Origin of the sequence: Cocleimonas sp. KMM 6892 (assembly GCF_035798195.1) — a bacterium.
GTDB lineage: Bacteria > Pseudomonadota > Gammaproteobacteria > Thiotrichales > Thiotrichaceae > Cocleimonas > Cocleimonas flava.
On sequence record NZ_JAPFBV010000002.1, the window covers coordinates 59,041 to 83,096 of the forward strand.

23 protein-coding genes are annotated in these 24,056 nt (G+C 39.7%); 5 read left to right on the plus strand and 18 right to left on the minus strand.

Features of this window, described 5'->3' with window-relative positions:
• Positions 1 to 25: 25 nt before the first annotated feature.
• On the plus strand, positions 26 to 2,146 hold the full coding sequence (locus OO007_RS05865) for a metallophosphoesterase family protein (protein WP_325808103.1): 2,121 nt from the start codon (positions 26 to 28) through the stop codon (positions 2,144 to 2,146).
• Between the two features lie 362 nt (positions 2,147 to 2,508).
• Positions 2,509 to 3,135 carry a glutathione S-transferase family protein gene (locus tag OO007_RS05870; protein WP_325808104.1) on the plus strand — a complete coding sequence of 209 codons (627 nt, stop codon included), beginning with the start codon at positions 2,509 to 2,511 and terminating at the stop codon, positions 3,133 to 3,135.
• 79 nt (positions 3,136 to 3,214) lie between these two features.
• Here OO007_RS05870 and OO007_RS05875 read toward each other — a convergent pair whose 3' ends face one another.
• The 10 genes from OO007_RS05875 to zapE form a co-directional block, all read right to left on the minus strand.
• Positions 3,215 to 4,414 (minus strand): ABC transporter permease, encoded by a 1,200-nt coding sequence (locus OO007_RS05875; protein WP_325808105.1) that lies wholly within the window; start codon positions 4,412 to 4,414, stop codon positions 3,215 to 3,217.
• 8 nt (positions 4,415 to 4,422) lie between these two features.
• On the minus strand, positions 4,423 to 5,628 hold the full coding sequence (locus OO007_RS05880) for an ABC transporter permease (protein WP_325808106.1): 1,206 nt from the start codon (positions 5,626 to 5,628) through the stop codon (positions 4,423 to 4,425).
• Positions 5,625 to 6,311 carry an ABC transporter ATP-binding protein gene (locus tag OO007_RS05885; protein ID WP_325808107.1) on the minus strand — a complete coding sequence of 229 codons (687 nt, stop codon included), beginning with the start codon at positions 6,309 to 6,311 and terminating at the stop codon, positions 5,625 to 5,627. Before OO007_RS05885 ends, OO007_RS05880 begins: the two co-directional genes overlap by 4 nt.
• On the minus strand, positions 6,304 to 7,488 hold the full coding sequence (locus OO007_RS05890) for an efflux RND transporter periplasmic adaptor subunit (RefSeq protein WP_325808108.1): 1,185 nt from the start codon (positions 7,486 to 7,488) through the stop codon (positions 6,304 to 6,306). Before OO007_RS05890 ends, OO007_RS05885 begins: the two co-directional genes overlap by 8 nt.
• Before the next feature lie 244 nt (positions 7,489 to 7,732).
• Positions 7,733 to 7,978 (minus strand): FAD assembly factor SdhE, encoded by a 246-nt coding sequence (locus tag OO007_RS05895; RefSeq protein ID WP_325808109.1) that lies wholly within the window; start codon positions 7,976 to 7,978, stop codon positions 7,733 to 7,735.
• Between the two features lie 24 nt (positions 7,979 to 8,002).
• Positions 8,003 to 8,749: a succinate dehydrogenase iron-sulfur subunit gene (locus OO007_RS05900; RefSeq protein ID WP_279388042.1), complete on the minus strand. Its 747-nt coding sequence runs from the start codon at positions 8,747 to 8,749 to the stop codon at positions 8,003 to 8,005.
• Positions 8,750 to 8,796: 47 nt separating this feature from the next.
• Positions 8,797 to 10,581 carry a succinate dehydrogenase flavoprotein subunit gene (sdhA, locus tag OO007_RS05905; protein ID WP_131906166.1) on the minus strand — a complete coding sequence of 595 codons (1,785 nt, stop codon included), beginning with the start codon at positions 10,579 to 10,581 and terminating at the stop codon, positions 8,797 to 8,799.
• 24 nt (positions 10,582 to 10,605) lie between these two features.
• Positions 10,606 to 10,995 (minus strand): succinate dehydrogenase, hydrophobic membrane anchor protein, encoded by a 390-nt coding sequence (gene sdhD / locus OO007_RS05910; protein WP_131905660.1) that lies wholly within the window; start codon positions 10,993 to 10,995, stop codon positions 10,606 to 10,608.
• A gap of 11 nt (positions 10,996 to 11,006) precedes the next feature.
• On the minus strand, positions 11,007 to 11,393 hold the full coding sequence (gene sdhC / locus OO007_RS05915; protein ID WP_131905659.1) for a succinate dehydrogenase, cytochrome b556 subunit: 387 nt from the start codon (positions 11,391 to 11,393) through the stop codon (positions 11,007 to 11,009).
• Between the two features lie 165 nt (positions 11,394 to 11,558).
• Positions 11,559 to 12,734 carry a cell division protein ZapE gene (gene zapE / locus OO007_RS05920; protein ID WP_131905658.1) on the minus strand — a complete coding sequence of 392 codons (1,176 nt, stop codon included), beginning with the start codon at positions 12,732 to 12,734 and terminating at the stop codon, positions 11,559 to 11,561.
• A 119-nt stretch (positions 12,735 to 12,853) separates the two neighbouring features.
• Between zapE and OO007_RS05925 the strand changes: the two genes are divergently transcribed.
• Complete coding sequence (locus OO007_RS05925; protein WP_325808110.1) at positions 12,854 to 13,288, plus strand: protein YgfX; 435 nt, start codon at positions 12,854 to 12,856, stop codon at positions 13,286 to 13,288.
• A 111-nt stretch (positions 13,289 to 13,399) separates the two neighbouring features.
• Positions 13,400 to 13,750: an ArsR/SmtB family transcription factor gene (locus tag OO007_RS05930; protein ID WP_325808111.1), complete on the plus strand. Its 351-nt coding sequence runs from the start codon at positions 13,400 to 13,402 to the stop codon at positions 13,748 to 13,750.
• Positions 13,751 to 13,849: 99 nt separating this feature from the next.
• On the opposite strand, the gene grxD is transcribed toward OO007_RS05930, so the two are convergent.
• From grxD to OO007_RS05960, 6 genes are all read right to left on the minus strand, one after another.
• On the minus strand, positions 13,850 to 14,179 hold the full coding sequence (grxD, locus tag OO007_RS05935) for a Grx4 family monothiol glutaredoxin (protein ID WP_131906165.1): 330 nt from the start codon (positions 14,177 to 14,179) through the stop codon (positions 13,850 to 13,852).
• A gap of 153 nt (positions 14,180 to 14,332) precedes the next feature.
• The gene (locus tag OO007_RS05940) at positions 14,333 to 14,830 is read right to left on the minus strand and encodes a disulfide bond formation protein B (RefSeq protein ID WP_207907029.1); all 498 of its coding nucleotides are present in this window, start codon (positions 14,828 to 14,830) and stop codon (positions 14,333 to 14,335) included.
• A 58-nt stretch (positions 14,831 to 14,888) separates the two neighbouring features.
• Positions 14,889 to 15,878, minus strand: coding sequence for a 4-hydroxythreonine-4-phosphate dehydrogenase PdxA (pdxA, locus tag OO007_RS05945; RefSeq protein ID WP_325808112.1), 990 nt, complete (start codon positions 15,876 to 15,878; stop codon positions 14,889 to 14,891).
• Between the two features lie 84 nt (positions 15,879 to 15,962).
• Positions 15,963 to 17,237, minus strand: coding sequence for a peptidylprolyl isomerase (locus tag OO007_RS05950; RefSeq protein WP_325808113.1), 1,275 nt, complete (start codon positions 17,235 to 17,237; stop codon positions 15,963 to 15,965).
• Entirely contained in the window at positions 17,224 to 19,455 is a 2,232-nt protein-coding gene (locus tag OO007_RS05955) for an LPS-assembly protein LptD (RefSeq protein WP_325808114.1), read from the minus strand. The genes OO007_RS05950 and OO007_RS05955 overlap by 14 nt, the downstream gene beginning before the upstream one ends.
• Positions 19,456 to 19,556: 101 nt before the next feature.
• Positions 19,557 to 20,288 (minus strand): metallophosphoesterase, encoded by a 732-nt coding sequence (locus tag OO007_RS05960; RefSeq protein WP_325808115.1) that lies wholly within the window; start codon positions 20,286 to 20,288, stop codon positions 19,557 to 19,559.
• 268 nt (positions 20,289 to 20,556) lie between these two features.
• On the opposite strand from OO007_RS05960, the gene OO007_RS05965 reads away from it, so the two are divergent.
• Positions 20,557 to 21,264 carry an ABC transporter permease gene (locus OO007_RS05965; protein ID WP_325808116.1) on the plus strand — a complete coding sequence of 236 codons (708 nt, stop codon included), beginning with the start codon at positions 20,557 to 20,559 and terminating at the stop codon, positions 21,262 to 21,264.
• A gap of 73 nt (positions 21,265 to 21,337) precedes the next feature.
• On the opposite strand, the gene OO007_RS05970 is transcribed toward OO007_RS05965, so the two are convergent.
• On the minus strand, positions 21,338 to 22,756 hold the full coding sequence (locus tag OO007_RS05970; RefSeq protein WP_325808117.1) for an oligosaccharide flippase family protein: 1,419 nt from the start codon (positions 22,754 to 22,756) through the stop codon (positions 21,338 to 21,340).
• Positions 22,756 to 23,955: an O-antigen ligase family protein gene (locus tag OO007_RS05975; protein ID WP_325808118.1), complete on the minus strand. Its 1,200-nt coding sequence runs from the start codon at positions 23,953 to 23,955 to the stop codon at positions 22,756 to 22,758. Before OO007_RS05975 ends, OO007_RS05970 begins: the two co-directional genes overlap by 1 nt.
• Between the last annotated feature and the right edge of the window lie 101 nt (positions 23,956 to 24,056).

Here is a 24,056-nt window from a genome sequence, read left to right on the forward strand (position 1 = left end):
AATTATAGAGTTTTTCTGAAAACGAATGATAAATAACTCAACTAGATCTCGAAAGAGAAATGATGCAGGTAAGCGTTTATTTACCTATGCAGTGATCGCGGATACTCACTTAAATGAAGATGAGGATAATTGTAATTCTCCATTTGATGTGAATCGTCTTGCCAATCGTCGTTTACGTTATGTGGTGAACGATCTCAATACAAGAGATTTGGCACTGGTTTTTCATCTGGGAGATGTTGTACATCCAGTCCCATCAATGGACCCACTCTATGCCGAGTCAGCAGCACGTTTTCATGAACAGATGTCGGCACTTAGGCATCCTTTGCATGTAATACCTGGTAATCATGATGTAGGAGACAAATTTATTGCCTGGGGGCCTGCTGGGACTGTTAATGACTTATTTTTACAAGCTTGGACCGAGTATTTTGGTGATCATTATTTTTATGTGTCTCACGATGGTATTGCTTTTATAGGGATAAATGCTCAATTAATAGGTTCCGGTTTGAGTATGGAGCAGGAGCAAAAAGCGTGGCTAGAATATACTTTGCAAGAATTAAATGGGGAACGTATTTATTTGTTTACCCATTATCCGCCATTTTTGGCTGATGCAGATGAACCAGAGCACTATGATAATATTTCTGAAGCCGGAAGAGGGTGGTTATTGGCCCTACTTAAAAAACACAATGTAGAAGCCTTATTTGCAGGGCATGTACACCATTTCTGGTACAACCAAGTGGATAATTGCCAATGTTACCTACTTCCCTCAACTGCATTTACAAGACAAGATTATGCTGAAATGTTCCATGTGGGATCCGCAGCCGAGTTTGGACGAAACGATGAAGCAAAACTTGGGTATTTATTAGTTCATGTTCATGAACAAGGCCATTATGTTGAAATGGTTCGTTGTTATGGAAATGAAACAGCAGATAACGAATCAACACTTCTGATTGCTAACAAGTTGTTACGCTACGTAAACCCAGAGACTAATAAGGTCCCAGTACTGGGTTTTGATCTTCGGCAGGATTGGGCAGAGATGGTGCAAATTCCACCTTCGGGTGGACTGGATGAATTTGATCGAAAGTGGGTACGCAATGATTATGCTCTTTTAGCATTATTGGAAATGGGCGTTAAGTCCCTGCGCATTCCATTTGCCGACATCATGAATCTAAACCGTCGAAAGCGTTTACATGAAATGCAAAAGCTGGGTTTTGAATTCACCTTGTTCTCGTTTGGAATTCCTGAAGATGCTTTTGAATTAGAGGTGGCTAAAGCACTATCGACATTAATTTCGGCTTGGGAAATATCTTGGCCAGTGGAAAGATTGGATGAGTTATATGCATCAATCGCCAAATTGCCTTCTGATATTGATTGCCTCATGACGTTCTCAGCACTGCGCTCCAAAGCTGATATTATGGAATCGGGTCGAACTTATTACCATGTGATAAATCATGGTTATACACCTTCCGATAAACATTTATCTGACCAACTGACACAGTCAATAAATAATCATTTTTCAGCTTATGTTTTGAGATGTGGCTTTTTAGATTCAGTTTGGAATACAGTCAATCTAGCCGCTGAAACTAATAAAAAAACAGGCTTACAAAGCTCAATACATCTGCGTTTATCCGCAGATAACCCCGCTGAAAACATGACGAGCGAATCATTTATTTGTAAACGTCTTGCAGAGGCGATGATATATGGATGGTTGTTCAAAATAGATACAATTTATTGCGACACTTTAGCGACCAATGATAGAGGGTACTTCCCTCGCGAGGGTGTTATTGATCGATTATATAACCCAAAACCAGGTTACTATCTTGTAAAACATATACACGCTTTTTTAACCAGTATTCACAATAAATCAGTTACATCAATAGACTCTAAAATTATTGAGTTTGACCAGAAGAATGAAAATACTCTATTACGAGTTAAGCTTGAAGATAGTCAATTAATATTGGCAATTTCTACAAATGAAGTTTGTTTAAAAGATGTTGTATCAAATGTAATTGAAGATAAAAGTGGAGAAATTCACCGATTAAACTGGTTAGATGGAACGTTACAAGAGCTAACTACGGATAGTGATTACTCATCAAGAGTGGCAATAAACAGAGTAGAGGATTTGGGGATAGAAATATTGATTGCTTAAATATATATAGAGAGAGAAATACCGCTTCCGGTTTTATACGCTATGCTTTTTTTTAAAAAGGTATAGCGTATCTTTTTAAGTTGCCATTCTTTTCTGTAACATCCTGTGTTATTTGATATAAAAAATATTTTATAATTATTGTAAAAAAAAGCCATAAAAATTCCATTTCAAGTCGATGACTTAGAATTTAAAGATAGACTAATACAAAGTCTTAAATACGAATAAATAATTACAAAAAATAAGTACAAATTTCCAATTCTGTTGAAAACATATAATCTAAAAAAGTCCCTATAAGTAGGGGGGTGTATAAATATTTATATACAGTAAGCTATAGTCAAGAATCTAATTGACAGGTAATCAATATGAATAGCCATTTTCCAGAAAGCAATAATCCCATTAAATTCTATCGTTTTGAGGCATCAGGGCATTGTCATAGAGTGCAGTTAATGTTGTCTCTGCTGGATTTACCTTATGAGATTATCGAATTAAATCGCGATGGTAGTAATCGCCCAGATGATTATTTAGAAACAAGTCCATTTGGTCAGGTTCCAGTCATTGATGATAATGGTGTTAAGTTAGCTGATTCGAACGCGATACTGGTCTATCTGGTTAAAAAATACAACGATGGTCATGCATGGTTGCCCGAGTCCGCAGAGCAAGCTGCAAGAACACAACGCTGGTTATCTATCGCCGCAGGCGAGTTAGCTTCTGGCCCGGCTGCCGCAAGATTTAGTAATTTGTATAAGGTTGAAATTGATTTTGAGGCTGTAGAGAAAAAGACCCATGCGTTGTTGGGAATGATCAACAACACCCTAAGCCAACAAGATTTTTTAATCGGAGATGAAATCACAATTGCGGATATCGCTTGCTATACCTATGTCGCTCATGCGCCTGAAGGGGATATCAGTTTAGAGTCTTATCCAAATATTAAAGCATGGCTTGCTAAGATTGAAGCAATGCCCAGATTTGTCGCGATGAAAAAATCCTAAATTACTCGGTTCTTTTTAAATTAGAGTTAATAGACGTTTATAAAGGCACCCCCCTACTTATGAGGGGTTTTTTAAACTATTACTCACTGCGTAAGGCGTCAACGGGTTCCATTTTTGCAGCTCGTGTCGCCGGAACCAGACCAGCGATCATTCCCGTTACTATCGCAATAATTTCTGCCATGATGACATAATCCCATTGAATATTAATGGGTAGGGCGGGAATCACATAGTGCAGTAACCACGCAATGCCAAAACCCGACAGCATACCGAAAATTCCACCTAAACCGGATAGGACTGCAGCTTCAAACAGAAACAGTAAAGTCACCTGTCTGCGGGAAGCGCCAAGCGCGCGGAGTAAACCAATCTCTTTTATTCGTTCATTTACTGCAATACTCATGATGGTGAAAATGCCGACACCACCGACAAACAGAGAAATGCTGCCAAGCCCTGCGACTACCGCGGTCAAAATCCCTAATATGGAGCCGAGTGTGCCGATAATGTCGTCTTGCGAAGTGATGGTGAAATCTTCACTACCGTGTCTTTCAATTAGCCGTTGTTTGATATTATTGATGATTTGCGCTTCATCGTATCCTTCGGTATAGCGCAGGTCGATCTCCATCAGGCTATCGCGGTTATACAATGAAAGCGCTCTGTATACGGGTATGTAGACAATATCGTCCATATCCAAACCTAGCACCTGACCTTTCTTTTTCATCACGCCGATAACTCTGTAGCGTTCACCTCCTATGCGGAGAAATTCACCCAGTGGTTTGGTGTAAGGAAACAGTTCTCTTCTTATGGTGTCGCCAATCACCACAAAATTACGCGCTTGTTCGGCAGGTTCATTGGGTAAAAAGCGTCCTTGCCCGACTTCCATAGCCCATGTGTCAGGTACTTCGTGATTAATACCTAAGACGCTCGTCCAGCGTGTTCGATTGCCGCGTTCTATTGGCAGGTTTCCCTGTATTGCTGGAACTGAAGTAATGATATTTGGGAGTCTATGCAAGCTTTCTGCATCTTCAATGGTTAATGGGCGAACATTGCTTAGAATGGCTCCGGAAATACCTGCTGTCGTGGTTTTACCGGGTGCAACCGATATTATATTTGCCCCAAACTGACTGAATTGACCCATCATATAATGTTGTGCGCCACCGCCTAATGCTGTTAACAGGACAACAGCAGCAATACCAACGGCAATACCAAGAGCCGTCAAATAGGTACGCAAACGGCTGTATTTGAGGCTAGATAATGCGAGTAGTGAGTAGTCTGTGATACGCATTCTAATAACTATTTATCCGACAGGGCTAACACGGGATTCAGTTTTGCCGCTTTGCTGGCGGGTATGCTGCCAAATATCAGTCCCGTAATAATGGTAACGATGAGTGAAGCTGCAATTGCCCACAGTGGCGTTTGCACGGGGAAATTTGGGATAAAGTAGGCAATCATTTTTGCGCCGGCAAGGCCAATAAATACGCCAATAATTCCTCCGGCTATGGATAGCATCAAAGCCTCACTCAGAAATAGGGTGAGCACTTGACGCGTAGGGGCTCCCAGCGCTTTCAGTAAGCCAATCTCGGATTTTCTCTGGCTCACTGAAACCAGCATGACATTCATGATCAGGATTCCGGCAACAATAAGGCTGATAGCTGCAATACCTGCCAGCGCCCAGGTCAGTGTTTGCAAAACCCCATCAAACGTTTGTAATAAGGAATCCTGTCGTAGAATGGTGATGTCCTCATCACCATCGTGGCGTTGTTTGATCGTTCTTAAAATATCTGCTTCGGCTTTATCCAGTGATTCTTTGCCTCGTGCTTTAACAATCATGCGACTGAGTGAGGCTTTATTAAAAAGAATTTCAGCACTTGCTACAGGGATGATGGCAGTATCACTTAAATCCATACCAACAGATTGGCCTTTCGCACTGAGTTCGCCAATCACCCGAAAACGACGTTCTCCGATTCTTAACCATTCACCTATGGCTTTTTTATTATCAAAAAGCTCCTTTTTGAGTTTGTTTCCGATAATACAAATTGATGCCGCATTTCTTGGATCATCGTCGGGTAAGAAATGACCTGCTGCCAAAGGTAAATCAAGCGCGGCTTTAAGATCGCTACTGCTGCCAAAAATAACGACTTCTCGTTCTCTGGATGCAAAGGACACCGGCGCAGCGCCTAAAATTACTGGTGCGACATAGGCGATAGCACGGCTGCGCTTTAGTGATAACGCATCTTCAATAGTTAAATCTTTGGGAGACGTTCCTAATAGGGGAGGTAGACCGCCGGTTGTTTCTCTTTTACCCGGAAGTATGAAAAGTAACTCTGAACCTAGGGTTTCAAATTGGGCAGAGACATATTTACGTGCACCTTCACCTAAGGAGGTTAAAATGATAACTGACGCTACGCCAATAGACATTGCGAGTAATATCAGCAGTGTACGCGTTGGGTTCGCTGTTAATGCGATTTTACCAAAGCCTAATGTATCCAGAATTCTCATATTGGTTTTTCAGATGTCACATCTTCTATGATCTTTCCATCCAGCATTTTGATTTTGCGGGTAGCACGTTCCCCCAATTCCAAGTCATGCGTGACTACGATTAAGGTAATGCCAGAGGCGTTTAATTCTTCCAGTATTTTGACAACATCATTGCCGGAGTGGGTATCAAGATTGCCAGTTGGTTCATCGGCTAATAATAAAGGGGGTTTGAGTATCATGGCACGTGCAATTGCCACGCGTTGTTGTTGCCCGCCAGATAACTGTTTAGGTAAATGATTGGCACGATCAGCTAGTCCAATATTTGCTAATGCATCTTTTACTTTGGTGTGGCGTTCTTTCGGAGCCATACCCATCAGCATTAGAGGGAGTTCGAGGTTACCTGCTGCAGTCAGGCGAGGAATCAGATGAAAAGATTGAAAGATAAAACCAACGTTTTCGCGTCTAAAAGTCGCTCTTTTTTCTTCGGTTAAGGTCGTGAGTTCCTTACCTTCAAATTGGTAACTGCCAGAGTTTGGCATGTCTAACAGGCCTAGCATATTAAGTAGGGTTGATTTGCCCGATCCGGATGCGCCCATAATGCTTATATAATCACCACGCGAGATATCCAGCGTGACTTTATCTAGCGCATGTACCGTTTCATCTCCGACCTTAAAAAAACGGCAGATATCCTGGAGTTTAATCATTCTTGTTATCTGTCTTATTGCTATTTTTCTCTGACTTTTCGTTTACAACTTTGACCAGGACACCTTCTTTAACGCCAGTTGTGCCGACAGATGTGACTAATTGATCTCCCGTTTTTAAGCCTTCTCTTATTTCTGTAAAGCTCCAGTTACTGAGACCTTTTTTTACGGTAATTTTTTCTAGAAGCTTGCTCTCTGGGTTAAACAGTAATACGTGGGAATCATCAACTAATGTCTCACTAGGGATGCGCAACACGTTTTTGTTGGTTTGTAGAATGATGTCTGCGTCAGCGCTATAACCGACTAATAAATCATCAAGCTGGGTTTTATCTTGAAAGCTTAATTCGATTTCAACCGTGCGTGCCTGTTTCTCGGTATCGGTCACATAAGAGCCAATGCGAGAAACATTTGCCTTAAATATTTGGCCGCGCCATGCATCTAATGTAATTCGGGCTGGCATGCCAATTTTGATTTTGGGTGCATCTACCTCATCGACGGGAACACTGACTAGAAAACAACCAGGTTCTATGAGATCAATCACCGGCGGTGTCTGAATACCAATCGGGGAGGGTGTTACATACTCATTTAGCTCACCGTTAATTTTTGCAATAACACCGTCAAAGGGCGCATATAAAACAGTGCGTTTTAATTGTTCCTGAGCGACAAGCAGGCTGGCTTTAACAGAATCGATATTGGCTTTTGCCGCCTTACAAGAGGCTTTATTGACTAAGTATTCGGTGTATTTTAGGTCGTATTCTTCCTGCGAGATTGATCTGGAGCGCAATAAGCGTAACTCACGATCTGCCGTGCGTTGTGCCATGTTTGCCTGTAAACAGGTGGCTTCAGCAGTATCTTCACTGGCGATGATATTCTTTTTAATGTGTTCAACTTCAGCTTGTAAATCCAGACTCCAGATTTTTAAAAGCATTGTGTCTTTTTTAACAAAATCACCTTCGGCGTAAGGTAATTCGCTAATCTGGCCGCCAGTTGAAGGGGATAGTTTGGCTCTGCGGCATGCTTTTATAGTACCTGCACGAGTATTGGCCACGGTTGCTTCAACGTTTCCTTTTTCAACAGCAATCACTGAAACGGGAATAATATCAGGGTGGGTTTGCTTCCAGTACCAGCCGTAAAAGCCTGCGCCGATCAATAAGGGAATAACAATGTAAGAAACTCGCATTAGAAATCCTTCCATTAGTTTGTGTCATTCATTGTTACATGACTCGTTACTATGGGTATTGATCTATAACGTGTTTTTTAAAGGTAGGGTGAGAATATAAGGAATATTATGGGATATAACTAAATATAAAGATAACATAGACAGCATGAAGAAATAGATAAGCCACCTCCCCACTTACGGGCACTTTTTTGTTGATGTGTTCTCTATGGTGCTGCGGTGCTACTTTGGCTCTACTCAGGCGGAATTAGAATAAATCCCTGAGTTTGACCATTATACGATTGTGCAATTCGTTATCTGTGGTGTGATAATTCATCAGGAGTGATAACAGAATAGGGTCTTCTATATCCAGTAGTTCTTTGAATCCCCGTTGGGTTTCTTCGTCCGCGGTTGGATAGTGGTTTTCGAGAAATTCACAGAAAACCACATCGAGTTCTTTAACGCCACGCCGGCAATGCCAGCGTAGCTTTGAATACTCGGGTGTATCTTTCATCAGTCGACTTTAGACTTAATAAGTCTAAGACTTACGTTTAACCATTAGGCGTTTGATTTCTGCAATTGATTTAGCAGGATTCAAGCCTTTCGGGCAAGAGTCAGTACAACTCATGATTGTGTGACAACGGTATAGTTTGAATGTGTCTTCTAACTCATCCAGACGCTCACCGGTGTTCTCATCACGTGAATCAGCAATCCAGCGATATGAGTTCAGTAGTGCAGCAGGACCTAGGTAACGGTCACTATTCCACCAGTAACTTGGGCAACTGGTTGAACAACAGGCACATAGAATACATTCGTAGAGACCATCTAGCTTTTCACGGTCTTCTTTAGATTGTAATCTTTCTCTATCAGGTGGAACCGCTGCGTCAGTACTCATCCAAGGTTTAACCGATGCGTATTGGGCGTAGAAGTTAGTCAAGTCAGAAACAAGATCTTTGATCACAGGTTGATGTGGAAGAGGGTAGATCTTCACGTCACCTTCAATATCGTCGATAGCTTTTGTACACGCTAAGGTGTTTCTGCCATCGATATTCATTGAACAAGAACCACAGATACCTTCACGACAAGAGCGACGTAGTGCAACGGTTGAGTCCATTTCGTCTTTGATTTTTAATAAACCATCAAGAACCATTGGGCCACAGTTGTCCATATCGACCTCATAAGTGTCTGTATGTGGATTTTCGCCTGTATCTGGATCGTATCTATAAACAATAAATTTCTTTATGTTAGTTGCACCTGCAGGCGCTTTAACTGTTTTACCAGTCATAACAATAGAATTAGCAGGTAATTTAAATTCAGCCATGGGTAAGTATCCTAGTAAACGCGTTTCTTTGGTGGAATAACATCGATGTCATCGCTAAGTGTGTACATATGCACAGGTCTGTAATCGAACTTGACTTTGCCAGCCTCATCTACCCAGGCCAATGTATGCTTCATCCACTCGTCGTCATTACGATCAGGGAAGTCTTCACGTGCATGACCGCCACGACTTTCTTTACGATTTAATGCACCTTCGATAGTGACCATCGCTTGTGTTAAGAGGTTTTCTAATTCGAGTGTTTCGAGTAAATCAGTATTCCACTTTAAGCCACGGTCGTTGATGCCAACATCAGCGAAAGAATCGAAGATTTGCTTCATCTTCTTGGTTCCTTCTTCCATCGTCTCGCCAGTACGGAAAACAGCTGCATACTGCTGCATAGTGCGCTGCATTTCGCCACGGATGCTTGCTGTTGAAGTTGAACCTGAAGCATTACGCGTTTTATCGAAACGAGCCAGAATGTTTTCGAGAACACCTTCAGCTAATGGCTGATGAGGCTTATCTTTTTCAACAAGTTCTTTAGCGCGTAAAGCTGCTGCACGACCAAATACGATAATATCTAACAGTGAGTTAGAGCCCAAACGATTTGCACCGTGAACAGATACACAAGCAGCTTCACCGATAGCCATTAGACCAGGAACAACCTTATCTGGATCATCGCCTTCTAAGGTAACTACTTCACCGTGATAATTCGTTGGAATTCCGCCCATGTTGTAGTGAACAGTTGGAAGTACTGGAATAGGGTCTTTAGTCACATCAACGCCTGCAAAAATACGCGCACTTTCTGCAATACCTGGAAGACGCTCATCAATTACTTCAGGACCTAAATGTTGAAGGTTAAGGAAGATATGATCTTTATTAGGGCCTACGCCTCGTCCTGCATTGATTTCCATCGTCATTGAACGTGATACCACGTCACGAGATGCTAAATCTTTTGCATTTGGCGCGTAGCGCTCCATGAAACGTTCATCTTCAGAGTTGGTTAGGTATCCACCTTCACCACGAACACCTTCAGTAATTAATACACCAGCGCCATAAACGCCTGTTGGGTGGAACTGAACGAATTCCATATCCTGAAGTGGTAAGCCAGCACGTAATACCATGCCGCCGCCATCTCCTGTACAAGTATGCGCAGATGTTGCAGAAAAGAATGCACGACCATAGCCACCGGTTGCTAAAACAACCTGATGACCACGGAAACAATGTAATTCACCGGTAGTTAAATCCCATGCCATTACACCTTTACAAACACCATCTTCCATAATCAAGTCAGTTGCAAAGTACTCGATAAAGAATTCAGCTTTGTGCTTCAAAGACTGTTGGTAAAGGGTGTGAAGAATAGCGTGACCTGTACGGTCAGCTGCAGCACAAGTACGTTCTGCAACGCCTTCGCCGAAGTGAGTTGTCATACCACCGAATGGACGTTGGTAGATTTTACCTTCTGCAGTACGTGAGAATGGAACGCCGTAGTGCTCAAGCTCAATAACTGCTGGGACCGCTTCGCGACACATATATTCGATTGCGTCCTGGTCACCTAACCAGTCAGAACCTTTAACTGTGTCATACATATGCCATTGCCAGCTATCTTCGCCCATATTGGCTAGTGCCGCTGACATACCACCCTGAGCAGCAGTTGTGTGACTTCTAGTAGGGAATACCTTTGTGATACATGCGGTGCTTAAACCTGCTGCTGCCATACCTAAAGTTGCACGCAAACCTGCACCACCAGCGCCTACGATAACAACATCGTATTCGTGGTTAATTACTTTATAATTTGAGATATCTTTGTTATCTGGAGTTGACACTTATACACCCCCCAAGGTGATTTTAATGATCGAGTAAACGCCGACGATCATTAAGAAATAGCTTAAAAATTTAACAACCAGGATGCCTGCAAGACGCTTAGCATGATCTGATACGTAATCTTCGATGATTACCTGTATACCAAGATGCGCATGTTGCAGTGAAACGATGACTAGAGTGATCATCATAATTGCATTAAATGGAGATCGTAACCATGCAATAACCGTTTCATAGGTTGCTTCTGGTAGAAATGCCAGGCTAATGCAAAGCCAGATTACTAAAGGCACAAGTCCTAAAGCTGTTAGACGCTGTACCCAAAAGTGTTCTGTAGAACCATGTCCGTCAGCGCCAAGGCCTTTAACTTTTGCTAGAGGTGATCTTAAATCTTTCATTTATATATCCTCTATACTATTGCGGCTATAAGCCAAGTGAGAAGGGTTAGTACAACACTTGCAATAAGAACGGCAATACCTGATTTACGAGCATTTTCTAAATCAAGCCCTTTTCCGATATCCCAGAATAAATGACGAACACCGTTACAGGCGTGATAATAGAGGGCAAAGGTAAATCCAAAGATTATCAATTGACCAAAGAAGCCAGATAAAAAAGAATGCATGCTAGCCCAGCTTTCAGGTCCAGATGCAGCAGAGACTAGTACAGCAATCATTAGGATTAAGCCTAAAAATAGTGCTCCACCAGTGCCTCGATGTAAGATAGATAACTTAGCTGTAATAGGTAGTTTATATACCTGTAAGTGTGGCGACATTGGCCGCGGATCATCCCAAGACATTTTTTTTCCTTTGGTTTAAATAATCGGGTGTATCAAATAATCGACCTAGTATAGAACAAATGTTTAACTTTTATGAATTTAGCAATTGAATCCATATTATAGTTCTTTACTTATGGCTTTATATTTATAGCTTATTACTCATGGTTTTATATGAGTATTTTTTACTTATAGCTTCTTATCATCTGTAAGTTTGCTACTCGTAATATATTTGTCGGTTTGCATTTCGTTGATTCTGCTCACGGCTCTGACAAACTCAAATTTTAATTTATCAGCGGTATACAACGCTTCTGGTTCTTTCTCTGCTGAAACGACGATATTAATTCTCATATCGTAAAAAGTATCGATCATATTGATAAAGCGTCTTGCTGCATCATCTAGGTCATATCCCATTACGGGAATATTAGAGATCAGGATGCTTTTGAAGTACGAAGCAATCTCTGTGTAATCTTCTGTTGAGCGTGGCGCATTACATAAGTCGTTGAAGTCGAACCATACAACATCGGGACTGAATTTCTTCACAGGAATAAGTCGACCATTGATGATGATGTCTTTCTTGTCTTCGTATAATTCAATGCCAGAGAGTTGATGAAAATGCTTTTCAAGAATTTCTTCTGAGCCTTGATCATTAATAAAGTAGTAGATACCGATTTCTTTGAAGGCATTGGATCGGTAGTCATAGTCACCACCCATTTCTACCATTTTAGTGTTTTCTTTAAGTAGCTCGATAGCTGGCAAGAAACGATCTCTTTGTAATCCGTTTTTGTATAGATTATCAGGATGGAAATTAGAGGTAGTGATTAAAATTAAGCCTTCATCAAATAGATATTGAAAGAAGCGTCCTAGAATCATTGCATCAGTTATATCAATAACATGAAGTTCATCAAGGCAGAGGACTCTGGTTCTTCTGGCAAAGCTTTTTGCGACTTGCTCTAGTGGATCAGGAATACTGTCCAGGGTGCCCATTTCATCATGAACGATCTGCATAAAGCGATGAAAATGTAAGCGCATTTTATTTTCGATAGGAAGCTGGTCGTAGAAAAAATCCACTAAATGAGTTTTTCCTCTTCCTACACCACCCCAAAGGTATAAACCTTTGATTTTGTGGAGCACTGGATCATTTTTAGATTTTGAGAAAAATCTAGCCAGTGTTTTTTTTGGTTTTATCGGAGCGGGTGTTTTGATTAATTGATCATAGATATTTTGAAGTTCGTGGATAACTTCTTCTTGATCTGGGTCTACTCTGATTTGGCCATCTTTGATACTCTTCCGGTATCCATCCATCAGGATGTTATCTTTTTCTGTTAAAGAGTATTCTGAAGCACGTTGGCCTGATTGACTCATATTGGTTTCTCCAAGAGAGGCATGTTTCGAGTAGGGGCGGATGATATACTATCTAGCGAGAGTTTACTGGATTATAGATGAATGCTTAGTATTAATAAATTAGAATAATAATGGTATCTATGATTAATAAAACATCTAATGGGAATATCTCCTTGCCAGTACATGCTTCTTTGCAAAAATGGCTATTGATTATTCTTCCTCATTTAATCGCAATTGTTGTAGTAATAAGCATAGTAAAAGTGTCTTTATTGCTTTCGTTTTTTCTTTTCCTGGCAATAATATTTTCTTGTTTATACTTTTTACATCTTCATATATGGCTGAAGTCTAAATATTCAGTGTTGATGATGTATCAAGATTCAAGAAATAACTGGTTTATAAAAAATGCTTTAGAAGAAGAAAAGACAGTCGATTTACAGGCAGAGAGCTTTGTTTCTAATTATCTACTTATTTTGAATTTCGCTGATAACAAAAAGAAAAGTTACACAGTAATAGTGACCCCTGATAGTGTTTCTAAAGACCTGTTTAGGCAACTGAGAGTAGTTCTTAGAACGTAGTAAGTCATTAATTATTAAAATGAATAAATTTTAGTTATAGTGAAATAAGTAGACAAGAGATTTAGTGCGTATTAAAATATCACATTATACTAATATAGCGGACTTAGTATCATGACAATATACAAAAATAGTGGGACTGGGCATAGTCCTGAAAATGAATCATGCAAGTTTCTACGTGGCATACTTGCTGGTAGTAATTTAGAAGATGCATCTCGTTCTTTAAAAGCCATATCTCATCCATTACGGCTTAATATCTTATGCGTTTTAGGTGCAGGGGAAGTGAGCGTTCAGGATATTTTAAAAACGGTAGGTACTACCCAAAGTAATGTATCACAACATTTATGCTTATTGAGAGATAAAGGTATTGTTTCATCCAGAAAGGATGCAAACCGAGTTTATTATTCGATAAAGGATGAAACGGTTATGAAGATCTTAGGCAATGATGTCGTAGATACTATTTAAGATTTTGGAAACTTAATCAGTTTAAGACAATAAAAAAAGGGAACGATATGTTCCCTTTTTTTATTTATTGCTTATGTAGATCTTGAGCAGATCAGTTGCTTAAGCTTCTTTTGCACCTGCTTTTGCTTCTTTGATCATGGTCTGTAATTCACCCTTTTCAAACATCTCAAGTGTGATGTCACAACCACCGATTAATTCACCTTTGATATAAACTTGTGGGAATGTTGGCCAATCAGCATAGCGTGGTAGATTTTGAAAAATTTCTGGATCAGTCAAAACATTTACATAAGCGAATTCTTCGCCGCAACCCATTAATGCCTGAGCAGTTCTGCTAGAGAACCCACATTGAGGTAGCTGAGGAGTGCCTTTCATGAAAACAATAACTTCGTTTCCTTCAACAGCCTCTTTGATTCGATCCATTACATCTATTTCTTCCATTGTGTTCTCTCTAATGATTGTGTGGTTAATGTCGTTATTATGGGGTACTTAATCGCTTTTTCAAATAACCATTTAAACTAGACTTAATTTTTAAGTACTTTTTTATAGAAAGTACTTAGTTTTGCTTGAAAACAAACAATGTATTTATCTGCCTTTAAATAACAGTTTTAGGCTGTAAATTAAGAATAAACCAAAAACGATTAAACTTAATTCGGGAATACTTAAGCCGAACATTGTCCATGAAACTTCGGCACATTCACCGGAGCCATGAAAGACCTTCTGGATTACGTCTGTAGCAGGCAAGTTATTCATCCAGAATTCTAAACCTGGCCCACACTCTGGTACTTTTTCGGGTGGTAGGTGTTGTAACCACGTATGTCTTGCTGATACACCAAGGCCAGCAAGGCTAACTAAAGTCAGTAATAGGCCATATATTCTTCGACCCCATGATGTTGGGCCTTGTAGCAATGCAAAAAAGAATACTGCAGCTAAAACGATAACGATAACTCGCGATACGATACATAAAGGGCAAGGTTCTAATTCCATGTAGTACTGGAAGAATAATGCTACAGCAAGCATGCCAAGGCTTATTATTAAGCCGAATAGCATTGGTGGTCGAATTGAATGGTTACTTGTGTTCATTTTTTATTATTAGCCTCTGAAATTTACTTTTAGATGTAAGATTTGTTTGATGGGTGATTTAAGATAAAGTTTCATTAGACAGCAAAATTGCTGAATTAATTGCAGCCACCATGCTCCCTGAGGATGCTTTTCCCGTGCCTGCAAGATCTAAAGCGGTACCGTGATCAACCGAAGTTCTTATTATCGGTAAACCCAGGGTGATATTGATGGCGTGGCCAAAACCGACATGTTTTAAAACCGGTAAACCCTGATCATGAAACATCGCTAACACCGCATCAGCTGTATCGAGATACTTTGGTGTAAATAACGTATCCGCTGGTAATGGACCTGATAGATTCATTCCCTGGTCTTTTAATGATTTGATGACCGGTTGAATCGTATCAATTTCTTCCATACCTAAATGACCGTCTTCACCTGCGTGTGGATTCAAGCCGCAGATTAAAATATGAGGGTTTTCAATGCCAAACTTATGGATAAGGTCATGGTTTAAGATGGAAATGACCTTTGTTAAAGACTCTTTACTGATCGCTGCACTAACATCTTTTAAAGGTAAATGCGTGGTGGCTAACGCAACTCGTAAATCATCTGCAGCTAGCATCATCACGGGAAGTTCTGCTTGTGTTAGTTCTGCCAAAAATTCCGTATGACCGGTAAATGCAACGCCAGACTCGTTGATGATACCTTTGTGTAAAGGGGGAGTGACCATCGCATCAAATTCGCCAGATAGGCATCCTTTCGTTGCGATTGTTAAGGTGTCTAGAACATACGAAGCATTTTCTTTGTTTAGAATACCCGCAGAAACGGGTACGGCACAGGGGGTGTCAATTATCTTGATAACCCCTTTGTTATTTTCTGCTCTTGACAAAGAAGCGTTATAGTCTGAAAAAGATACAGGTATACCTAGCTGGTCAGATCGTTGCTGCATCATTTTCTTATCTGCAATAACAATTAATTCTGCAGGAAATAAAGTATCAGCGAGCTGAATAATTAGATCTGGACCAATTCCACTGGGTTCTCCAGAGGTGATAGCTAAACGAGGTATATTCATGACATTAGTTTGCTGTGTTAATTTGTATTTATAAAGTTATGAATAAAAGCATAGTTGCGGCTGTAAATTATAACTTCGTAAAAGCTATAGGTTTAAACGATATTCGACAAATGCCTGGTCACGTAAGCTTTTCAACCAATTCTTAAAGCCTTCTTCCTGTTTTTTATCGCTAATAAGTGTTTGAGCTTGTTTTTTCAACGCATCTCTCGTCTGGTCACTGACTTTACGCTCTAATACTTCAATAATATGCCAGCCAAATTTAGTTTGAACGGGTTGGCTAAGTGTATTCAAAGGCAAAGAGTTGACGGCTTTGGCAAAAGGAGGAACAAATATAGCCGGATTTGACATTGGCATTTCACCGCCTTTTTCTGCGCTGCCTTTGTCAGCAGAGTTTTCTTTAGCGAGTTTGTTAAAATTCTCTCCAGCAAGAATACGATTACGTATTTGAATGGCTTTGATTCTTCCATTTGGAGTGTCAGCAGAAACTAATATATGACGCACTCTGGCTTGTTTGGTTTCTGTTCTCTTGCCACCGCGTTGTTCAATCAGTTTGAGAATATGAAATCCTCTTTCATCTCTAACCACTTGCGATAACTCTCCTTCACCAATAAGGCTTAAGCTACGCATATAAACAGGGCTCAAAGTACTCGATTCTTTCCAGCCAAGCTCCTGACTTGATGCACCCATTTTACTCAGAGTAGCTTTAGGAATAGTGGATTTTCCTAACAGCTGTTTTCTTAATTGCTGGGCGCGATTGTAATTAGCATTAAATTGCTGAACGCCCTGGCCATTTTTATTCGGGATGAAGATATCAATGAAGCGATACTGAACGCCTTTGTTTAAAGAAAAGCTTTCAGCCTGTATCAAGTCATCTACTTCAGATTCAGAAATACTTTTATTACTAACTTGTTGTCTTTTTCTTAAGGTATTCATATAAAGACGATCGCGAATATTTTCACGGAAATCTTTATAGTTATATCCTTCATTAATCAAAGCAATTCTAAACTTTTGCAGGTCTAGTTTGTTTTGTTCTGCTAATGACTGCATAGCTTGGTCAACAGCTGTGTCATCAATTTTAATACCGACTGCTTTAGCTCTCTGTACCTGAATTTTATCCAAAATAAGCTTTTCCATCGCTTCTTTGATTAATGTTTGCTCAGATACATTTTGTTTGTTTGAACGCTTTGCTTTTATAGCTTCCGCTTTAACTTCGCTGATCATAATAACGTCGTTGTTAACGATCGCTGCAATGCTATCCAGCGTTTTGTCAGCAGCGATACCAGTATTGGCAAATAAAACACAGCCAAGAGCTAGTAAAAATTTATTTGATGATCTTAAAAAGTTGTTAATAATCGTCATATCCGTATATATTTTCCTTAATTTGGCTTGTTGCACTTCTACCAATATTTCCTAATCCTTTGAGTTCGAATTCAAGGTAGACTGGATTGTCATAGGTTATATTATCTGATGTCAGATAACGTTTCACTACTAGTCTGGTTTTCCAGCAGCAATCTTGATATTCAATGCCTACAAGTGATTCCAGATTTCTATTATTTTTCAGGTCTTGATCAGTACTCGCAACCATCGACCACTTGTCGTTAATAGGTAAAGCACCTGAGAAACTTAATTGTTTCAGTTCGGTATCTAATTTGCGTAAACTGATATTTGCAATACGCTTTTTGTCATCCTGATAGTTTAAACGCAGATAATAACTTGAATCGCTGCTATCTTCGTTATTCACACTGGCAGTCGTAGATAACCTGAAATTATCATTTAATCTGCCACTTAATTCCAATACTAGATCAGAGCGTGTACCAGTAGAAATAGTTCCCCCGGGAAGGGTAACTTTTCTATCTGTAAAGTTAAACACCTGGCCAATACTTGTTTTAAATAGTTCTCTACCCAATTCCCGGTTCTGGATTCTTGAGGTAACGGCAAACGTCAGCTTATTGTTATCAGCAATGCGGTCTTTACCGGTAAACCGGTTTTCTAGAAATAATTGATTACTCTCAGAAAAATTAGTGAGGGCGGTATCAAAAATGGGAATGTCGCTCTGATCCTTATAGGGAGTATAAGTATAAAAAAGGCGAGGTTCTAAAGTTTGCGTATATTTATTGTTTTTTAGCTGTCTGTCAAAGAACAGCCCTGCATCGAGGGTAACGGTCGGTAATGTTCGGTCAATACTTGAGTCTGTATATGTCTCTTCGTCTGAGGCGGAGATATCTAGTGAATAAATGGTATGTTCGAGACTTAGCTTAGGTTTAAAGTACCAGGCATCATCTCCCCATTTTTTAGATGCGGTGAATTTAATATCTGCTCTTGCACCGTTTGTTTCATCAGCTTTGTCGAAGTAGACCAGTTCTGAGTCTAAACCTACTTTTAGCTCATTTGGTCCACTTTTAGGGGTATAGCCAAGCTTTAGTTCGGGTAATTTAGAATACGGGTCATCATCACTATCCAGAACTTGATAATCTTCAACGGCAATACTTGCATTCCATGGCGTGTCTTTTGTTACAAATTCTAGGCGCCTTTGCAAAGCAGGCCGTGTACTGGTTTCTAGTGATGATGAGAAGTCATCGAAAAAGTCAGCGTCGGATACACCTTCGGCTTTGAGGTTTAAGCGAGTTTGTTTGTTGAATTTCGTTTGATGATCTACCTTAAAATAATAGCGCATTTGATCTTCGTACGACTGATCTTCAGGAATGAAATCGTATTCGAGTGTACCTTTGCTTTTTTGTGTTAAATAACGAAATTCATTATCAATTTGCACACCGGTATTGTTGATTGTTGTTAATCTAAATGTGGCGTCATAATTGGGTGCTAAATTTAAGTAATAGGGGAGTGATATACCTTCGTTCGATTGCAGTTTTACACTAGGGGTAAGAAAACCGGATAGTCTCTGATCATTCATCGGAAACCTGAGCCACGGAAAATAAAAAACAGGTACTTTTCCGACGTTGAATGTAACGTTTTTTGCATTACCAATTTGAGTTTCATTATTCAGAATAATATCTGATGATGCCAAATGCCAGCTATCCATATTCGCTGGGCAGCTAGTAAAGGTAGCGTCTTGTAACTGCAGGCGTTTATCATCAATTTTCTTGATTTCTGTGCTTTTACCTCTTAGCCCACTGTCGCCAACCGAGTATGTTGCATCTTTAATTGTGCCTGTTTTACTTTTAAGGTTGTACTCGATATCAGGGCTTTTAAGCTCATAATTAGTATCAGTAAGTACAACATTTCCTCGCGCATTTATCTGTTCGTTATCACGGTTGAGTTGCGCTTGATCTGCGTTAAACACAGTTGTGTTTTGTTGAATGATAATGTCGCCATTCAGTGTCGAAATACCTTGTTTTTTGATGCTACCTGAATCAGCTTCAAGATAGATTGCATCCTTAACAGGCTTATCTGTAATTGATTTTTGAGATGACTTTAATGTTGTGGAGCTAGATGTTGTTTGTTGCGGCACTACACAAGACGCAAATTCTTCTGCATTTATTGTTTTAGCGTTGGATGCCGAAAATGAGGCAAAAAATCCAGTGCAGAGAATAGTTTTAAGAGAGGTAGAAAATTTCACGAGCCGATTATACGTTTGAATGCGTTTTATTTGCTACTACTTCGTTAGTGTTGATAAAAATTAAACACTTAACTCGTGTAAATAGTTTTAGGCGGTAGATTTCAGTCGAGTGATTCGGGATATTCGAAGACCTTGAGTTCAGGGTGTATTTGCAAAAGCGTTAAATGTCCCAAATCTTGTTCTTTTATGTATGAAGCACCGGTATCAATATAATACAAATTACTTATCTTCATTGGTTTTGGTATTGGCGTATGTCCCATCACGACAAGATCTATACCTTCTACACGTTCTGTTTCGCCGGTTAGTTGGATATATTTATAACGGTTACGTGACCACATCAAGTAATCTATGATTTCGTTATCTACATGAATGTCGTGAACCAGTTTTTGCCATGATACGCCTACGGGGATATCCGCATGTACGATACCTATTTTTCCAATGTTAGTGGCTATTTCGATGGCAACGGGGAGTTCTTTAATACGGTCGCGAATTTCAAATTGAGTATCGATGTCGATATCTTGCCACCAATCGCCACCGTTGTTTTCTACCCAGCTGCGATAGGTGGTTTTTTTATGTTGTGATTCTAATAGCATCATCTCATGGTTTCCCTTGATAGAAAAAAACCATGGTTTATCTAAAAACTCTATTACACGAAAAGATTCCGGCCCTCTATCTATTAGGTCTCCCACGGAAAAAACGCGATCTGTTTCTGGATTGAAATTCAGTTTTTCTAGCTGCGACTCTAAAAGAGAGAACATGCCATGAAGGTCACCCACGACATAATCTTTGCCTAGTGGGTTCTCGCTAAAGTATTTAAATGGGAAAAAAGGCATCTACTTATCTTTAATAAATAATAGGGTCTGAAGGTAGTCAATAAATAGCTATCTTTAGACAGGGTAATATTGCAAAGGGTTATCCTGAATTATACTTAAAGATGAAGAGTAGGGTAAAAATAGTGATAAAGAGTCGATAATGCTAACTTGATATATACTGGTAGAGAATTCTTGCATCAAGCCATTGAGTATTTTTTAGATTAACTCGACGCTAAATGTAACCCACCTCCCTACTTATAGGGCGTTTTTTTAGTTCTGGATATGATCAATGACAATATCTACCATTCCAATCGCTTCTTTGTTGCTGGTCTTAATTCCCGTCATTATTGTTCTATTCATCCAGTTTTCGTGGTCATTAAATTATAAAGAAGGAATTTATGCATCCTTAAGAATGCTCGGCCAATTGATTATTGTTGGCTATCTTCTCGGGTATATATTTAGTGCAGAGAGTTATTGGGTAATATTGTTAATTCTAGCGGGAATGATTGGTCTTTCGGCGTGGATTGCATTACGGACAGTCAAAGAACAACGGATTCAACAGTACGGTTATGTATTGATCGCTTTACTGGCGGGTGGTGCGACGACCTTGGCATTAGTCACTCAAGTGGTTCTGGAATTTACGCCTTGGTATAAACCACAATATTTAATTCCTTTAGGTGGAATGATTTTCTCTAATTGTATCAATAGCATCAGTCTGGCTGCGGATCGATTTTATGAAGAGACTAATCGTGGTACAAGTAAAATCGAAGCGAGAAATCTGGCTTACGCAAATGCAATGATTCCGGCCACAAATGCTTTGTTTGCAGTAGGTATTGTGTCCTTGCCTGGTATGATGACAGGGCAGATATTATCAGGAGTAGATCCATTGATTGCAGTTCGTTATCAAATAATGGTGATGGCTATGATCTATGGTTCTGAAGGAATATCTAGTGCGGTATATTTGTGGTTAATGAGCCGATTGCACAAAAGTTCTTAACAGACATGATGCCTGCTATTGGCTTTTATTGTTCAGTTATTCGGCGACTCAATCATTTGATCATTCAAGCTAGTTAGCGAGCCAATCTGTCCTTTATCATTGATCTAATATCTAAGATATTAAATAACAGCATCATCACAAAATAACTGGCTGCTCCAATGGATAATTGAAGTAATAGCCATCCCCAGCCATTTTTATCTCTCAGCCAATATAAGCATAAACACATAACTAATGTTGCTATAACGATTTTAAAAGTTTCGATAGCAGGGAAGGGTAATGAAAAGTACTTTCGACCAAAGTAAGCGCTAAGAAGGCTGCCCACGGCAAATGATGAGATCGTCGCAATCGCCGCCCCATGAATGCCCATAATAGGAATAAGCCAGAAATTTAAACCAATATTGATTATGGCGATAGCGACAGCAATCTTCACACTCGCTATGGTTTTATGCCCAAGCTGAAAGGCTAAATCAAAGTAGAAAACCTGCAATCCCAGAAGAAAAATTGCGCTAGTTATCCAGGGTAACAGGAAAATTACAGATTCTTGATAATCGAGATCTATCAATAAATGCACCAGATTAGGCCCAACAAGGTTAAGCCCAATGACCGCGGGAATGGATACCCCTAATAACAAGATCACATAATGTCTAAAATAATCGGTAGCGGCTTTAACGCCCTCGTTATCCAGAAGTTTGATAATGACAGGGTAAGCGGCAATATTAATCGCTGACATAATCATCAAAATGGAATTACCGGATAAATCATAACCCACTGCGTAAAGCCCAGCCTGATCTTTGCCTTGAATACCAGCCAACATAAAACGATCAGATACTTTGGTGATTTCTTCTACTAAAGCAGCGGCTGCTAAAGGGATTCCATAGGTTAATAAACGCTTGAATAAACCTTTGTTAAAATCAGCTTTTTTATAGGGTAGCCACAACCTTTTGAAAACAAAGAGTGCAGGGATTGATGTTCCCAACGCAATGCCAAAAATAACTCCCGTTGCACCATAACCCATATACGAAAATAAACCGCCCAAGGTCAGCGAACAAATGGAATAGACGATGGTTAAAAACGCGTAACTAGCGGGTTCTATTTTAGCGCTGAACAAGTTTTGCGTAATGGTAAATAATGCAAGTGCTATTAATAATGAAAACGAGGCTATTACCCAAAGAGATTCAGTTTTATCCCAGAAGAAGGCCGCAGCAATTAAAGCGAAAACTAAAACGACAGACGAAATTCGCAATAAACTGGTAGAAAGCGTATTGATGAATTGTGAGTCGCTGTATTCTTGATTAGACCAATAGCGCAAAGTCCCTGAGCTAAGCCAATTAAATACAACGTTATGGATAAACACTGTGCCAGTAAATATCAGCGTATAAACCCCGTATTCACTCGGTGTGAGCAAATGTGTATAGAGACTTAATGCAGCAAAAGCCATTAAGCCGGGGATTAATTTTGCGAGTATATAAATACCGCTATGGCGAAATAACATTACTCCTTGGCTCGTTTACTTTCTAGGTAGCCATGTATTGCCAGCATCGTAAAAACAAACCAGGTTTCCTTACTGAAATGGGTGTGCTGGGTTATTTGGCTGACTAAAATCATCATGAGGGTGGCAATAATAAAGGCTTTTTCTGTCAGGGGCGCATGTAAGGAATAGAAAATAATACTAATAATGATCAGCAGATATATCGACAAACCTATAATTCCATTTTCTGTGAGAATGTGAATAAAACTGTTGTGGGCACTGTCGTATTCAACATGTTTGGTGCTGAGAACATATTGAAGGCTTCCAACACCATTGCCAATTATTGGTGCTTGTTTCCATTGCTCAATCGATGCTCTCCAGATAACCGTTCTATTGTTTAAGGTACCGCTGGAAATAGACTCACCAGAGCTATAAATTCTATTCAATGACTTTTCAGGGGCGAAAGTAAATACCATAACCAGTGACACCATGAATAGAATGAAGAACGTGATCTTGATTCTCATGGAAGTATTTCGGTAAGTAAACAACCAATAAGCGACGCCGATTATCGCAATGATGGCAGCGGTTCGTGTACCCGTTAAAAATACCGCAAAGATAATCGTTGGAATCGCCACAATATTAATGATTTTTAGTATCTTACTTTTGGATTGTGTAGTGATATATGCTGCCATAGGTATAGCCAACGTTAGCATGATTGATTGGCCATCAATATCTAACACAGGTATTGCATAACGCTGGTAATATATTGATTCTATTCCGTTTAGGTAATTGTAGATGATGATACCCGAACCTACTAAATTACCAAAAACATAGCTTTCATACATCAGTAACATCTTGTATTTTGTATCAAGAATTAATGTCATGAGAAAGGCGATCATCAATAATTGGACGGTACTTGTGACAAGAAATTCGCCACGTGGCAGGTCGGGCGTCCACATAAGGCTGAATAATAGCCAAACCCCGAAGAGTGCGACAAAAAAGTGGAAAATATTGTAACGGGTATGTGTCCCGTGGCTCAGCAAAGAGAGTCCAGCAGCACCAAAAGCAATGATACCAAAAATACGAGTCAGTCCATCCCAGACGGCATTTCCCCATGGGATAGAAAAAATGAAGAACAGAGATAGAAATAGTGCCAATTTTACAATAAGGCTCGATTCTATTTTTGTATGACTTTCTTGTTGCTGATAGGAGATATGATTCATATCGGTTTTATTATAATTTTACAAAATACAGTGTGACTTAAAAGCCTTGTTGTGTAAATAATGACCAGATAAGAAGTATGTCAAAACGGAATAAAGGATGC